The sequence below is a fragment of the Neisseria sp. HMSC065D04 genome (assembly GCF_001815675.1).
In the GTDB taxonomy this organism is placed as follows: Bacteria; Pseudomonadota; Gammaproteobacteria; order Burkholderiales; family Neisseriaceae; genus Neisseria.
This window is the reverse complement of record NZ_KV821561.1, coordinates 1-2,286: the sequence shown is the minus strand read 5'-3', so window position 1 is coordinate 2,286 and position 2,286 is coordinate 1. Positions and strand designations below refer to the sequence as shown.

Annotated in this window: 2 protein-coding genes and 1 pseudogene; all 3 read left to right on the top strand. The window is 39.3% G+C overall.

Features of this window, described 5'->3' with window-relative positions; translation table 11 throughout:
• Positions 1-1,052: RHS repeat-associated core domain-containing protein (locus tag HMPREF3050_RS13965; RefSeq protein ID WP_210399939.1), on the top strand; the 1,052-nt coding region annotated here is incomplete at its 5' end.
• Between the two features lies 1 nt (position 1,053).
• Positions 1,054-1,740: a hypothetical protein gene (locus HMPREF3050_RS12750; RefSeq protein ID WP_070775052.1), complete on the top strand. Its 687-nt coding sequence runs from the start codon at positions 1,054-1,056 to the stop codon at positions 1,738-1,740.
• Between the two features lie 187 nt (positions 1,741-1,927).
• A pseudogene (locus HMPREF3050_RS15070) lies at positions 1,928-2,286 on the top strand (hypothetical protein); the annotation flags it as partial.

Here is a 2,286-nt window from a genome sequence, read left to right as displayed (position 1 = left end):
AAAACCAATATTACCAATACGATTTAGAAAACCAACTCGTCCGCGCCGAAATCAAAAAGCCCGCCGGCAATACCGAGATCTGGACCTACGCCTACGACCCGTTCGGAAGACGCCTCTCCAAAGAACGCCAAGACAAACTCGTTTGGACGAGCACCGAACCGAAACGCACCCACTTCGTCTGGGACGGAACGCGATTACTTCAGGAGTACACCTACAAAGGCAGCTATACCTATATCTACACCGACCAAGACAGCTACGAACCGCTGGCGCAAATCTTTGACAACGCCAAAGACGGCAAACAATACCTCAGCTATTTCCACAACGACCAAATCGGCATACCGCGCGAGATGACCGACATCAACGGCAATCTGTTGTGGTACGGCGAATACACCGCCTGGGGTCGTCTGAAAAAGGACGGGCGGGTTTATAAGGATGCGCATCAGCCGTTCAGATTGCAAAACCAGTATTACGATGAAGAGACAGGGCTGCATTACAACCTGATGCGCTATTACGAACCCGAGGCCGGTCGGTTTGTGAATCAGGATCCGATTCGGTTGTTGGGTGGGGATAACTTGTATCAGTTTGCACCAAATGTGCAGGATTGGGTTGATGTTTTTGGATTAGCAAGGCGTAATAAAAACTCGAAAATTTTAGGTAGGAATCTAACAGGAAAGAAAAAATGGTCAGGAAAACAAGCACATCATCTTATTCCAGAAGAGTTGACAGATCATCCGCTGTTGAAAGATATTGGGTTTAAGATGAACTCTGCGTCAAATGGAATTATGCTTCCGAATAAGGCAAATAAATATACTTCTTACCATAGAGGCTATCATAGCTGGTATAACAAAGCTGTTGAGGCGGAATTAGATTATATTAATGCTAAATATACCACTAGAGCTGATAAAGTTAGAGCTGTAGAAAATTTACAAAGAAGTTTAGATAGGGCTTTGAGAATTAAGAAGATGCCTCTATATGCAACAAGTAAAGGAAAACCAACTAAATTAAAACCTACTACATGGTCTCGCTATATTAAATCATCAAGGAAGTGTTGAAATGAAAAAGATAGAACTAATAAAAAAATATATTAAAGTAAATGAAATAGGTAAGGCACAGGATTTAATATTTAGAAGCATTAATGATTCGGATATTGACATTCAAGGAAGAACTGAGTTGATTGATTTATTTGTAAAATTAATTCCAGATAATCAATCTAGCTTAATCAAAGAAATGGAAGTTTTGCTTGATGGGAAAGATCAAATACTTACATATTTTTTAAATAAAATAAAGGAGCTTCCTAGTAGAGAAGACGCGCCTATAAATGTAGAGAATATAGGGTATGTTGAAAAAATCTTTCTAAATTTGGATTTAGAAAAAAATACTAAAGAATACAAGGTTGAAAATTTACTTGATGAAAATTATTATGGTAGATTAAAAGATATGTATATGAGGAATATTAATAAAGTATACTTTTCCTCGAGTGGTAGAGAAAAGATAAGTATAGCTATTGAAAAAATATTCACCTTATTGAGTAAAAGAATTGATAATTTAGATGCAGAAAATAATATTTATGTTTATTTTATGGATGAGGTAATGCGCGATATAGAGTTACTTATAAAATACTATGCTTTTGATAAGGTCGATTATTTTATTGAGTCAATAATCAATTGTTATAAAGAAAATTATTTTCCTTATAAATGGGAGGGAAAATATCCAGATGGGCACATTAAATATTTAACTTAGAAATTAGTAATTCGTATCTTGTATAAAATCTCCATTCCCAACGTAAGGTACGCGCAGTGCAGACATTTTTCAGACGACCTCAATACTTTCTTTAAGGTCGTCTGAAATATTGGTTCTTTAATAATCCGATTACTACTCAGTATCAAGGTCGTCTGAAACACAACTTTCAGACGACCTTTGTTGTAACGTGTTCAACCGCCGCTACGCCTACGACTACATTTACGACAAAATCGGACGGATTCAAGAAGCCCGCAACAACCAAACCGGCCGCAGCGAAACCTTCGCCTTCGACCCCGCCCACAACATCCTCGACATCCCAACATCCACTCCCTCTCCCGTGGGAGAGGGCAAAACGACCGCGCCGATTTCAGACGACCCCAAAACTCAAGGTCGTCTGAAATCACCTGCCAACCCTAACCCTGTCAGCGGCAACCGCCTCAAAGAATACAACGGCATCGAATACACCTACGACGCCTTGGGCAACCTGATCTACCGCCAGCTGCCTAATGGCGAAAACCAATATTACCAATACGATTTAGAAAACCA

Bases quoted from the DNA above. Each gene is read 5' to 3' on its own strand.
- HMPREF3050_RS12750 (WP_070775052.1), top strand. From the start codon at position 1,054: ATGAAAAAGATAGAACTAATAAAAAAATATATTAAAGTAAATGAAATA.